This window comes from Carboxylicivirga sp. (assembly GCF_982718395.1).
On record NZ_CEXQWX010000174.1, the window covers coordinates 1 to 11,999 of the forward strand.

The following is an 11,999-nucleotide window of genomic DNA, read 5'->3' on the forward strand; positions in this document are numbered from 1 at the left end:
TAAGAAACTTCAACAAGCCAGTAACTTAAATGTTGGAACAGGAGAGTTTGGTGCAAACATGCAGGTTCAATTAATAAATGATGGGCCTGTAACAATTATAATTGATTCTAAAAGAAAGGAATAATGAAGATATCAGAAGCGCAACAGCAGGTTGATGAATGGATAAAAACTTATGGAGTCAGGTACTTTAGTGAGCTGACTAATATGGCTATTTTAACAGAAGAAGTAGGTGAATTGGCTCGAATTATGGCTCGTAAATATGGAGATCAGTCTTTTAAAAAGAAAGACCTTGAAGCTAATTTAGCTGATGAAATGGCAGATGTATTATGGGTTTTGGTTTGTTTGGCCAATCAAACAGGAATAGATCTGGAAGAAGCATTTCTGAAGAATATCGATAAAAAGACGAAGCGCGATAATACACGTCATTTGAATAATGAAAAACTCAAATAAAATAATGAAACAGCTTTCAGTAACTTTCTGAAAGTATTAAGCTTATTACTATGGAAGGACTTATAGACAAGTATCCTTTTTTAATTTCTGATGAAGCAATAAAAGAAGGGATAGAATCTGCTAAACAAGATATTGAAGCTAAAAAGGCAGATAAAGAGGTATTAAGATTACTATTTAACTGCATCGATTTAACTTCTTTATATACTGAAGATTCTGCAGACAGTATCAGGGACTTTGTTGAAAAGGTTAATGAACTGCCTCAGCATTTTGATTTTGTTCCTCAAGTAGCTGCCATGTGCGTTTATCCGGTATTTGCACCTGTATTAAAAAGTGCTCTGAAAGATCAAAACATTGGTAGAGCAGTTGTATCGGCAGGATTTCCGTCTTCCCAAACCTTTTTGGATGTAAAAAAGCTGGAAACACAACGGGCTATTGATTTTGGAGCCAATGAGATTGATATAGTAATTTCAGTTGGTGAATTTCAGGAAGGAAATTATGAATTTGTAAGAGAGGAGATTAATGGCATTAAAGGAGTTATGGAAGATGCTCATCTAAAAGTTATTTTGGAATCCGGCACTTTGAAAGCATCTGATATTTGGACAGCTAGTGTTATCTCAATGGAAAGCGGAGCAGATTTTATTAAAACATCAACAGGTAAACAACAACCTGCAGCTACTTTTGAAGCGGCTTATATCATGCTAAATGCGATTAAAAAGTACTACGATGAAACAGGCAAGAAGATTGGATTTAAACCCGCTGGTGGTATTTCAACTGCCGAAGATGCTTTGGTTTATTACAACCTTGTAAAGCAAATATGTGGTGATGAGTGGTTGAATAATAAGTTATTCAGAATTGGTGCCAGTCGATTAGCCAATAATTTATTGACTGATATTGCAGAGCTCGAAAATGGCTACAGAAAAGAGATAAAGTATTTTTAAGAAGCATATTTAAAAATAAAAGGATCAAATCTTTAATTTTAACTTGATAAATAAAGATTTGATCCTTTCTATTTCTTTCTTTTTAAGGTATAATCAACCATTGTTAAAAGCGCAGTTTTAGCCTCGGATTCTTCGTAATCTGATAGGTTATGTTTTGCTTTTTGGGCGTATAATTCCATCTGCTCTTTGGCGTATTCTATGCCACCATTAGCTTTTACAAAGGCTATAATTTCCTGTACTTTCTTTTCATTTTTATGATGACGGCGAATCAATCTTAAAATGCGTCGTTGTTCTACCATATCCGCATTATTGAGAGCATAAATCAGTGGAAGTGTGAGCTTTTTCTCTTTGATATCATTTCCGGTGGGTTTTCCAATTAAACCATTCTGCTCATAGTCAAACAAGTCATCTTTTATTTGAAAAGCAATTCCCAGATTTTCACCAAATTCTGCCATGTTATTCAGTTTATCGCCATTAGCTCCAACAGATAGAGCACCTGCTTTTGTACAGGCGGCAATAAGAGTGGCAGTTTTCTTTCGGATGATCTGGTAATAAACTTCTTCTGTGATATCTAATTTGCGAGACTTCTCAATTTGAAGTAACTCACCTTCTGCCATTTCACTCACAGCATTAGAAACGACTTTTAACACATCTATCTGACCCGTATCAAGTGATAAACTTAATCCTTTTGATAAGAAGAAGTCGCCAACCAGTACGGCTACCTTTGATTTCCACAAGGCATTGATGCTGAAAAAACCACGTCGCTGATAGGTTTCATCAACCACATCGTCGTGAATTAAAGTAGCTGTATGAAGTAACTCTATTAAGGTGGCTGATATATAACTAGCTTCACTTATCTCACCATTTAGTTTAGCTGAAAGAAACACTAACATGGGACGCATTTGCTTTCCTTTACGTCGAAGAACATAATTGGTGATGATATCGAGTAGCGGAATCTTTGATTTTAATTGTTCTTTAAAAAACGGCTCAAATTGTTTCATTTCCTCCTTGATAGGAGCTTTAATAAGTGCAGTATCTGACATATAGTTTTCTTTCTGTGCGCCAAAATAAAATAAAGCGTCAAATTTAACGATTCTCCGCTATTTTTGGTTCATCATATTGATATTATCTAAATATTTAAATATTTTTGCGCATTCGTAATGGCAATATAACAAGATAGTTATATATTTGTATTTGTAAGTATTTTAATAAAGACTCGCGCAAATGATGAAGATTAAAGATTTAGATACGGAGATGTTGGATAAGGCGGCAGGTATGTTAAAAGCAATTGCCCATCCGATGCGCATCGCCATTCTTAGCCACCTTGAAGATGGCAATAAATTAACAGTTACTGAAATTCATAAGCTTTTAGATATTGAGCAATCAACCACTTCTCACCATCTTGGAATTTTAAAAGATAAAGGTGTTCTGGCGAGTGAACGACAGGGGAAAAACACTTTCTACTACCTTAAACACAATAGTTTGCGCAATATAGTTGATTGCGTGAGTAAATGTACAATTGTAAAGTAGAAATTTTGAAGTTGAGATATAAAGACTGATAGATTCAGTCTTTTTTTATTTGTGAAGATGGCAAAAATACGATTGACAAAGGAATTTAGATTCGAAATGGCGCATGCCTTATGGAATTACGATGGTTTATGTAAAAACCTGCACGGGCATTCATATATTTTAGGTGTTACGGTGATAGGGGAGCCAATTAAAGATAATGCAAATCCAAAGCTGGGCATGGTAATGGATTTTGGTGATTTGAAAAAAATCGTCAATGAAGAAATAGTCGACAAATTAGATCATGCTGTTGTACTTAGTAAACATGCTCCTGCAGAACAACTATTAGCTTTGCCTCAAATGGGAGAACGTCATGAAATAGTTGATTACCAGCCAACATGTGAAAATATGCTGATTGACTTTGCTGAGCGAATAAAAAAACGATTACCGGAAAATATTGAGCTTTTCAGCTTAAAATTAAATGAAACAGCTAATAGTTACGCTGAGTGGTATGCAAGTGATAATAAATAAAAAGCTGCCAGCTAATGGCTATTAGCTAATAGCTTAAAAATGGCGAGTGATTAATTCATTCGCCATTTTTGATTTAATTATCGTTTGTTATCGGTCAACAGCTATTATCAAAAGTGCTTTTTTAATGAAGCTGTAAATAAGCGGTCAGCTAACAGCTAACAGCCAGCAGCTTTTTTTATCTTAGCAAAAAAACACTATAAAGTCATGGCAGAAGAAAAGAAGGATTTGTATTTATTGGATGCATATGCATTAATATTCAGGGCATACTACGCATTTATTCGTAACCCACGAATTAATTCCAAAGGACTTAATACATCCGCCATTTTCGGATTTACCAATTCATTACTTGAAATTCTTACAAAAGAAAATCCCTCACATATTGCTGTGGTTTTCGATCCCTCAGGTCCAACATTTCGCCATGAAGAATATCCGGACTATAAGGCAAACCGGGATGCAACACCGGAGGATATTAAACTGGCGGTGCCCTATATCAAGCAGTTTATCAAGGCAATGAATATTCCTGTCATTGTGAAAGATGGTTTTGAAGCAGACGATGTGATCGGAACACTTTCAGCCAAAGCATCGGAAGCAGGTTTTAAGACTTTTATGGTAACGCCAGATAAGGATTATGCCCAGCTTGTGAAAGAAAACGTGTTTATGTACAAGCCCCGAAGCAAAGGCGGTGGCAATGACATTTGGGGTATTAATGAAGTAAAAGAAAATTTTTCAGTAGAAAATCCGCTGCAGGTAATTGATATCCTTGCTTTGTGGGGAGATGCGGCTGATAACATTCCAGGCTGTCCCGGAGTTGGAGAAAAACGGGCCAAGGATTTGATTAAAGCCTATGGAAGTATCAAAGGCATTTATGAGCATGTGGAGGAGCTGAAAGGCAAGCAGAAGGAGAATATGATTAACTTCCGCGAACAGGTTGAATTATCCCATCATCTGGCAACCATCCGTCTTGACGTGCCGGTGGAGCTTGATGCAGAGTCTTTGAAGAGGGAGAAGCCTGACATGGAAACAATCAATAAATTATTTGATGAGCTTGAATTTAAGAACCTTTCATCGCGCATCAATCAATTATATGGTACTTCTCCTGTTCAGGGTGATTTGTTTGGCATGACTGCTGCACCACAGGAAGAAACGGTAGAGGAAACATATTCATCACGTCAGACTTTGAAAGATGTGGTGCATCATTACTATCTGGTAGACAATGAACAGAAGCTGGCCTCTTTAAGAGCTGAGTTAAGTACAAAGAAACAATTTTGCTTCGATACTGAAACTTCTTCTATTAATGCAATGGAAGCTGATTTGGTAGGTATGTCTTTTGCCTGGAAAGCTAATGAAGCATATTATGTTCCTGTAATGATTAATGGACAGGTAGATAATGATATAGTTTCATCATTTAAAGCTGTATTTGAAGATACTAACATCACAAAGGTTGCTCAAAACCTCAAGTACGATATGTTGGTTTTGAAGAATTATGACATCAATGTAAAAGGACCCTATTTTGATACCATGGTGGCGCACCACTTGCTTTATCCCGGTTTGAAAAATGGCATGGACTTTATGGCTGAAACTTATTTGAATTATACACCAATATCCTACGAATCGGTTGCTGGTCCAAAAGGGAAGATGCAAAAGAACATGCGTGATATTGCTCCTGAAAATGTACTGGATTATGCAGCGGAAGATGCTGATATCACCTTGCAGCTGGCTGATAAATTCCGGGAAGAACTAAAAGGCAGTCATGTAGAGAGCTTGTTTAATAACATCGAAATGCCATTGATTGCTGTTTTGGCTAATATGGAATTTGAAGGTGTGAAGCTAGATGGTGCAGCCTTGAAAGATTTCGCTGAAAAGTTGCGTGAAGATATCATTGCACTTGAGAAAAAGATAGAAGAACTGGCTGGAATGCAATTTAACATTGCCAGCCCAAAACAAGTTGGTGAAGTGTTGTTTGAGCATCTGAAGATTGATGAAAAGGCCAAAAAGACGAAAAGTGGTCAATACAGTACCAATGAAGAAACTCTGCAGAAGTTAAAAGATCGTCATGAAATAATTCCGGCTATTTTGGAGTATCGTGGTTTGGTAAAGCTGCTGAATACCTACGTTGAAGCCTTGCCAAAACTGATTAATGAAAAGACAGCTAAAATACATACCAGCTACAGCCAGGCAACTGTTGTGACAGGCCGTTTAAGCTCGAATAATCCTAACCTGCAGAACATTCCAATTCGCGATGAGAAAGGTAAAGAGATTCGGAAAGCTTTTACTGCATCAGATGACCAGCATGTATTTCTATCAGCTGATTACTCTCAGGTGGAATTACGCTTAATGGCGCATTTCAGCGAGGATAAACATTTAATAGATGCTTTTAACAGGGGAGAGGATATTCACGCGGCTACTGCGGCTAAAATATTTAAAGTGCCTTTGGAAGAGGTGACCAGCGATATGAGGCGTAAGGCAAAAACAGCCAACTTTGGTATTATCTATGGAATCTCAGCTTTTGGTTTGGCCGAGCGTTTAACTATTCCGCGAAAAGAAGCCAAAGAGATAATTGACGGATACTTTGAAAGTTTCCCGGGAGTGAAGCAATTTATGGATGGCAGTATTGCCAAAGCGCGTGAAAACAATTATGTAGAAACGCTTTTTTGTCTCATGCGTAATCTGAGTGATATTAACTCACGCAATGGTGTTGTACGAGGTATGGCCGAACGTAATGCTATTAATGCACCAATTCAGGGCACAGCGGCTGATATTATCAAGCAGGCTATGGTGAACATCCAAAAACGCTTTGAAAGTGAAAATATCGCTTCTAAAATGATTCTTCAGGTGCATGATGAATTGAACTTTGATGTTCTCAAACCAGAAGAAGAAAAAGTTAAAACCATTGTTAAAGAAGAAATGGAAAATGCCATTCAATTATCGGTTCCGTTTGAAGTAGATATGGGGGCAGGCATTAATTGGCTGGAAGCGCATTAGGAGTTTTGATGTTAGATTGATGAGTTATTATGTGGTTGGTAAGTTAAAGTTCAAAGCATAAGATCGAAGATAACTTGTTCAGGGGTTAAGCTTTTGAGTCGATTGACAGATTTTTACTATTTGAGAAATAAGAAAGGACTTCACAATGAAGTCCTTTCTTATTATCCTTAAATTTCAGTTTATTTTGAGAAGATCTTTACCAGCCATAAAATCAGGTACAAACCTATTCCTACACCAAACACTAATACAGAAACCACAAAAGCGATACGAATAAACGAAACGCTCCAACCTAACTTGCTACTTAACCATTCGGATACTCCCAGAATCATACTATTTCATTTTAAGATTAACTTTCAATCAAAAATAATTAAATAATACAACTAGTATCTAAAAATTGGCGATATTAGGTGTTTGAGGCAAATGAAAATTATTGATTTTTATTACCTAATGAACAATGATAACCAATCCTTTTTATATGAAGAAAATACTCATTATCAATGGGCATCCCGATCATAAAAGCTTTTGTTATCAACTGGCTAAACGTTATCAAACAGGAGTAGAAGCTTCCGGAGCTCAGTGTCAGCTAATCAATCTTGCCGAGCTTGACTTTTCACCAATTCTTCACTATGGTTATCGAAAACGAACGGATCTGGAACCTGATTTGAATATGGCTAAGGTCGCAATTAGTGATGCTGATCATTTAGTATTTGTTTATCCTACCTGGTGGGGTACTCAGCCGGCGTTATTAAAAGGCTTCATTGATCGTGTATTTTTACCGGGATTTGCTTTTAGCTACCGGGAGAATTCATTGCTATGGGATAAACTGTTAAAGGGTAAAAGTGCACGTCTGATTGTAACAATGGACACTCCCAAATGGTATTACCGATGGATTTATAAACAACCCGGACACAATGCCATGCGTAAAGGTATTTTAAAATTTTGTGGTATAAAGCCAGTTAAAATAACAAGTTTTGCTCCTATAAAATCATCCAATGAAAAGACAAGAAATTTGTGGTTGAATAAGGTTGAAAAACTTGGAAAACAACATATTTGATCAACTAGCTTCATAACTTGAAACTACTAACAAAAGATGATTGTTGAAATCTGCTAATTTATATATAGCCCTGGTTTTTGTAATAAACCTTTATACAATCCATGTTTGTGGGCAAGTCAATCAAAGCATTGAGTTGTCAGATGAAGAGCAAGCGTGGTTAAAACAGTATAATGGAACTATTAAATTAGCTCCTGACCCAAAGTTTGCACCCTTTGAGTTTTACGATGACAAAGGGATTTATTCAGGGATAGGAGCTGATTATATTCGCTTGCTCGAGAAAAAAACAGGTGTTCGTTTTCAGGTGGTTCACGAGCAGGATTGGGAGACTATTATTGAGGCAGCCAAAAATAAAGAAGTGGATGTATTTGGTGTGGCTGCCGAAACTCCACAGAGGTTAGAATACATGAATTTTACGACACCCTATTTGGCAACCAGTGCTGTTATAATAACCCGAACCAGTGTTAAAAGCGAATTGGAAATAAGTGATTTAAAGGGGATGCGGGTGAGTATTGTCAAAGGTTATGTGTGGGATGATCTGGTTACAAATGATCATCACGAGTTGGAAATAGATTATGTTACAGACCCTTTGGTTGGTATGCGAAAGGTTTCCTTTGGTGTTTGTGATGCTATGATAATAGGTATGGCATCAGCATCCTATTATATTGAAAAGGAAGGATTCGCTAATCTGAAGGTTGCAGGTGAAACCGATTATGAAGTAGAGTTTTCAATAGCTGTTCGTAATGACTGGCCACAGCTGATATCCATATTAAACAAAGGCATTGATCAGATTAGTAGTCAGGAGAGGGAAGAGATTCACAATAAATGGTACTATCATCATTATAAAGGAGTTTATTTCAGTAAACGCCTGCGATTAATTATTTTATTAGGAACCAGTTTTATACTGACCGTTTTAATTGGAATGTTTCTTTTTAATAAGCGTTTAAATGCAGTTGTTAAAGAGAAAACCAAAGCACTTCAGGAGGAGCAACAACATTTACTTGAGTTGAATAAGAAGTTGGTTCTTGCACGTGATAAAGCAAAAGAAAGTGAACGACTGACAAAAGCTTTTTTAACAAATATCAGTCACGAAGTGCGCACCCCAATGAATAGCATCATCGGCTTTGCTCAGTTACTAGAATTGGATGATGTACCAAAAGATGATCGTTTACACTATTCGTCATTAATGATTAAAGGAGGTCAGCAGCTTTTATCAATACTTGACAGTATTATTCAGTTATCCAAGATGGAATCGGGCATAGTAAAACCCATGAATGATATCTTTGATATATATAACCTGTTGCGTGAAACTCAAGAATTAATGCTTCCCCTGGCTAACCAAGCTAACTTATTATTAAAGTTAGAGATAAATGATGAGGGAGCATCAAAAAGAATTAATGCTGATCGCCTGTTATTGCAGCAATTGCTTAATAATCTGCTGAGCAATGCCATAAAATATACGCCTGAGGGAGAGGTTGTATTGAGTGTTGATTGTCATAATGGAACATTATTAATGTCGGTGGCTGATACAGGTGTTGGAATCGATGAATCAGATAGAGAAGCTGTATTTGAACCTTTCAGGCAGGTGAAACATCGTAGTAATATTGCCAGTGGTGCCGGTTTAGGACTAGCGACTGCCAAAAGGATTGTTGAAGTATTAAATGGTCGCATCTGGATAGAATCCAACCAACCTAATGGCTCCGTTTTTTACGTGGAACTTCCAGTTACTGAAGTTGAAGATCAAGGTAGTTAGTGTCTTTTATAACTGACACTACAATTCACTATGTCTTTATTGATTGCGATTTGAAAATGAGAATCTTTTCCAAAGTTCAAAACTTTGGAAAAGGTATAGAATGCCCGATCTGCGAAAATCTTACTTTCTAAAAGGCAGGCGTTTGTGATACGTTAATGAGCGCCACAGCCATTCCAAAGGACCATAGTTAAACTTTTTAAGCCATAATGGAGAAATAATCAATATCACAATCCAGATGGCCAGTGTAATCATTACCTGGGTGATCCGTTCTACCTGTCCAAATAAAGCCAGACCATGTCCGTAAAACAACAAGCTTCCGATGATCGACATCAGGATATAATTACTAAACGCCATTTTACCAACGGCAGAAAACGCATTTTTAAAACCCTTGCATTTATCAATTTTCGAAATCAGCATTACCAGAGCAATATATCCCATTGCTACTGCAACACTGGCAAAGTAATTTGGCAGGTAACCAAAAAACATTCCGTACTCGAATGACCATTGATGATCGAAAAGTTGCCAGACTCCATAGGCACTTAACAGGTAACCAAACAGCAGACCAATTACCAGCATTCTCATGTAAAAAGAAGTTGATTTCTGAGCCAGCAGTACACCGTTTTTAAACAGAGCCATTCCAACAAGCATCAGAGCGGTAACGCGCCAGAAAATGCCAAAAAAGAAAAGGAAAGTTTGCATAAATACAGCGTGCTTTCCTCGAATGATCATTTGCTCCGAAAATGTTCCTTGCATAGAATTAACTTCGTTGCTGATGGTTTCCTGTGATGGCATCCACGATTGCATTGTTTCCTGCACAGATTCCTGGGGCCAATAGGGCAGAGATAAACCAGACATTAAGTTGAATAAAATCGGAACGATAAAGAAAAATGAAGCCAGAATAATGAGGCCTTTGGGTTTCATTTTTCGAAACAGGTAGACAAAGAAACCGCATAAACTATAGGCTACCAGTATATCGCCATACCAAATGAGATAAGCATGTAAAAGCCCGAAAATCAACAACCAGAAATTACGATAATAATGTACCCGGCCGGGATGTTTTCCCTGTTGCTTTTTGCGCTCGTATAGAAGGATGATGCCAGCACCGAACAGGATGGAAAAGATGGTCATGAATTTCTCGCTTGCCAGCACATGACTGATAATCCATACCCAAAGATTAATGCCCGTCAGATCACCATAGGCAATAGGGTTGATATAGGCCGCAAAGATCATAGAAAAACTCTGGATATTCAGGATCAGGATACCTAATACGGCCACACCACGCAGTATATCAATGGACAGAATGCGGTCTTTGGGCAGTGTAGCCAAGGAGTAATCAGTTTGTAGGTTCATAGTGAAAGGTTGATTATAAGTTTATAAATGAATTGGTTAAGCTGAGAGCTAAAATTAAGTAAAAATTTTGTGGTATAACATCCAGAAATTGTCAACATCTATAAAATCCACTGAAGCAATCTGGGTATCGATATGCTGAAAAACATTAACTCTATACCCTTGCAAAAAATTGGCGCAGATTGATCAATTAATTAAGGAGGAGTTGATTATGAAGAAAGCGTTTTTTCAGATATTCATCGGACGACTATAACACCATTGCTAAAGTCGTCCGATGAGTAGAAACTTTAGGAGAAGTATTTTTTCGAATATCCTACCAAGATGGATTTTAATAAAAAAGCGCTTACCAACCGGCAAGTGCTTTTTCTAATACTGATAGGATGACTATTACATTGATGCGATAGTCATCCTAATCAGTAAACTAATTCAATCTTAACTTTTCTTCGAACGAGAAGGACGATCACCGGCATGACTGGCAACAGTACCATCCAGCAGGCCATTATACTCGTTCATATCTTTTAATAGTTGGATAGCTTCATCCAGCTCCTGATCGTTCTCTAAACTGGCTTTAATGGAGCCTTTTTGGTAGTAGTAACGCTTAGTTATCTCCAATACCATTAACTCCTTAATTTCGTCCTCAAACTGGCGCATATCTTTTTCTACGTCGAGCTTCAATAAAGTTTCCATTGCATTGAAGTCCTCTTTAGCTTTTTCGTAATAACCTTCACGTTTAGCCGTTTTTACCAATTCTTTGAATTTCTCTTGAGATAGTGACTCGTATTTGAAATCTTCCTTGGCTTTTACAAACTCGATAAATTGATTGTATTCATCTTCTGATATAGCAAATTTCTCTGGAGCATCAATGCTTTTGTTGCGCAAAACAAACTCCGTAGCATAATCAAAAATCATTTGCTGTACTACCAAAGCAAAAGTAACATTGGCATATTTTGGTGTATTAACCAGGATATCGGGCGAAATACCACCACCATCAAATACCGAGCGTCCGTTAAGGGTTTTATATTCACTAATCAATGAGTCGGCCACTAAACCAACCGCACCATCTTCATCGCGATGGGTATAGTCAAGTGCCTGAATGCATCGACCCGAAGGAATGTAATACTTGGCTGTGGTTACCTTCAGTTTAGCATTGTAAGAAAGGTTACGGGTTGTTTGCACCAATCCTTTACCAAAAGAGCGTTGCCCAATCACAACAGCACGATCCAGATCCTGTAAAGCACCTGAAACAATTTCTGAAGCCGAAGCTGAACCACGACTGATTAAAACAGCCAAAGGCATCACCGTGTCAATTGGCTGACGCATGGCCTTATAGGTTTTGTCCCATTGCTTTACTTTACCACGTGTGCTCACCACTTCTGAGCCAGATGGAACAAACAGGTTAACAATCTTTACGGCTTCGTCGAGCAATCCACCAGGGTTGGCA

The 11,999-nt window shown here is 37.5% G+C and carries 12 protein-coding genes; 8 read left to right on the forward strand and 4 right to left on the reverse strand.

Translation table 11 applies throughout. From position 1 onward, the window contains the following. The 3 genes from AC4MRQ_RS21670 to deoC all read left to right on the forward strand — a co-directional run. A partial coding sequence (locus AC4MRQ_RS21670; RefSeq protein ID WP_491199829.1) for a D-aminoacyl-tRNA deacylase occupies window positions 1-124 on the forward strand: 124 nt, incomplete at its 5' end. Next, window positions 124-450, forward strand: coding sequence for a nucleotide pyrophosphohydrolase (locus AC4MRQ_RS21675; RefSeq protein ID WP_491199818.1), 327 nt, complete (start codon window positions 124-126; stop codon window positions 448-450). The genes AC4MRQ_RS21670 and AC4MRQ_RS21675, both read left to right, overlap by 1 nt. A gap of 50 nt (window positions 451-500) precedes the next feature. After that, on the forward strand, window positions 501-1,388 hold the full coding sequence (gene deoC, locus AC4MRQ_RS21680; RefSeq protein ID WP_491199819.1) for a deoxyribose-phosphate aldolase: 888 nt from the start codon (window positions 501-503) through the stop codon (window positions 1,386-1,388). Window positions 1,389-1,456: 68 nt separating this feature from the next. On the opposite strand, the gene AC4MRQ_RS21685 is transcribed toward deoC, so the two are convergent. Then, window positions 1,457-2,431, reverse strand: a complete 975-nt coding sequence (locus tag AC4MRQ_RS21685) for a polyprenyl synthetase family protein (protein ID WP_491199820.1) — start codon at window positions 2,429-2,431, stop codon at window positions 1,457-1,459. A gap of 181 nt (window positions 2,432-2,612) precedes the next feature. Here AC4MRQ_RS21685 and AC4MRQ_RS21690 point away from each other — a divergent pair, with 181 nt between their 5' ends. From AC4MRQ_RS21690 to polA, 3 genes are all read left to right on the forward strand, one after another. After that, entirely contained in the window at window positions 2,613-2,918 is a 306-nt protein-coding gene (locus AC4MRQ_RS21690) for an ArsR/SmtB family transcription factor (RefSeq protein ID WP_491199821.1), read from the forward strand. A gap of 57 nt (window positions 2,919-2,975) precedes the next feature. Next, window positions 2,976-3,425: a 6-pyruvoyl trahydropterin synthase family protein gene (locus tag AC4MRQ_RS21695; protein WP_491199822.1), complete on the forward strand. Its 450-nt coding sequence runs from the start codon at window positions 2,976-2,978 to the stop codon at window positions 3,423-3,425. Between the two features lie 204 nt (window positions 3,426-3,629). Continuing rightward, entirely contained in the window at window positions 3,630-6,407 is a 2,778-nt protein-coding gene (gene polA / locus AC4MRQ_RS21700) for a DNA polymerase I (protein ID WP_491199823.1), read from the forward strand. A 179-nt stretch (window positions 6,408-6,586) separates the two neighbouring features. Here polA and AC4MRQ_RS21705 read toward each other — a convergent pair whose 3' ends face one another. Beyond that, a complete protein-coding gene (locus tag AC4MRQ_RS21705) occupies window positions 6,587-6,736 on the reverse strand; it encodes a PspC domain-containing protein (protein WP_491199824.1) in 150 nt (49 codons plus the stop codon). 146 nt (window positions 6,737-6,882) lie between these two features. Between AC4MRQ_RS21705 and AC4MRQ_RS21710 the strand changes: the two genes are divergently transcribed. Both AC4MRQ_RS21710 and AC4MRQ_RS21715 read left to right on the forward strand, forming a co-directional pair. Beyond that, a complete protein-coding gene (locus AC4MRQ_RS21710; protein ID WP_491199825.1) occupies window positions 6,883-7,461 on the forward strand; it encodes an NAD(P)H-dependent oxidoreductase in 579 nt (192 codons plus the stop codon). A 43-nt stretch (window positions 7,462-7,504) separates the two neighbouring features. After that, on the forward strand, window positions 7,505-9,211 hold the full coding sequence (locus tag AC4MRQ_RS21715; RefSeq protein WP_491199826.1) for an ATP-binding protein: 1,707 nt from the start codon (window positions 7,505-7,507) through the stop codon (window positions 9,209-9,211). A 120-nt stretch (window positions 9,212-9,331) separates the two neighbouring features. Here the strand turns inward: AC4MRQ_RS21715 and AC4MRQ_RS21720 are convergent, their stop codons facing one another. Both AC4MRQ_RS21720 and AC4MRQ_RS21725 read right to left on the reverse strand, forming a co-directional pair. Then, window positions 9,332-10,561, reverse strand: a complete 1,230-nt coding sequence (locus tag AC4MRQ_RS21720; protein WP_491199827.1) for a DUF418 domain-containing protein — start codon at window positions 10,559-10,561, stop codon at window positions 9,332-9,334. 429 nt (window positions 10,562-10,990) lie between these two features. After that, window positions 10,991-11,999 (reverse strand): S41 family peptidase (locus AC4MRQ_RS21725; protein ID WP_491199828.1); only part of this gene is annotated, 1,009 nt, incomplete at its 5' end.

What these genes read in the sequence shown, in the direction of transcription:
- AC4MRQ_RS21675 (WP_491199818.1), top strand. Translation starts at nt 124, where the DNA reads ATGAAGATATCAGAAGCGCAACAGCAGGTTGATGAATGGATAAAAACT.
- deoC (WP_491199819.1), top strand. Translation starts at nt 501, where the DNA reads ATGGAAGGACTTATAGACAAGTATCCTTTTTTAATTTCTGATGAAGCA.
- AC4MRQ_RS21685 (WP_491199820.1), bottom strand. Translation starts at nt 2,431, where the DNA reads ATGTCAGATACTGCACTTATTAAAGCTCCTATCAAGGAGGAAATGAAA.
- AC4MRQ_RS21690 (WP_491199821.1), top strand. Translation starts at nt 2,613, where the DNA reads ATGATGAAGATTAAAGATTTAGATACGGAGATGTTGGATAAGGCGGCA.
- AC4MRQ_RS21695 (WP_491199822.1), top strand. Translation starts at nt 2,976, where the DNA reads ATGGCAAAAATACGATTGACAAAGGAATTTAGATTCGAAATGGCGCAT.
- polA (WP_491199823.1), top strand. Translation starts at nt 3,630, where the DNA reads ATGGCAGAAGAAAAGAAGGATTTGTATTTATTGGATGCATATGCATTA.
- AC4MRQ_RS21705 (WP_491199824.1), bottom strand. Translation starts at nt 6,736, where the DNA reads ATGATTCTGGGAGTATCCGAATGGTTAAGTAGCAAGTTAGGTTGGAGC.
- AC4MRQ_RS21710 (WP_491199825.1), top strand. Translation starts at nt 6,883, where the DNA reads ATGAAGAAAATACTCATTATCAATGGGCATCCCGATCATAAAAGCTTT.
- AC4MRQ_RS21720 (WP_491199827.1), bottom strand. Translation starts at nt 10,561, where the DNA reads ATGAACCTACAAACTGATTACTCCTTGGCTACACTGCCCAAAGACCGC.